This window comes from Lacinutrix sp. MEBiC02404, assembly GCF_053601575.1.
In genome coordinates, this window is sequence record NZ_JBSHNV010000003.1 from 1 (window position 1) to 276 (window position 276).

A 276-nucleotide genomic window follows, 5' to 3' on the forward strand; every position below is an offset into this window, starting at 1 on the left:
CCAAACGACACCGATCCAAACGATGCATGTGAATTTACAGCAACAGATATTACTTTACCTGTAACAGCGATTACAGATTGTGATGGCGATGGAGAAACAAGTGATACGGATCCAAATGATACCGATCCATGTATCGGAGGAGATTTAACAAATGTAGATTTAACAGACACAACAAGTGACTGGGCAACTGCAGATTGTGATGGAGATGGAGTAAGTAACTTAGACGAAGTAGATCCTGATGGAGACGGCGTTCAAGGACCAAACGACACAGATCCA

Annotated in this window: 1 pseudogene; it reads left to right on the plus strand. The window is 42.8% G+C overall.

Annotated features, from left to right (window positions below):
* Positions 1 to 276: pseudogene (locus ACVCXO_RS00015) on the plus strand (hypothetical protein); the annotation flags it as partial.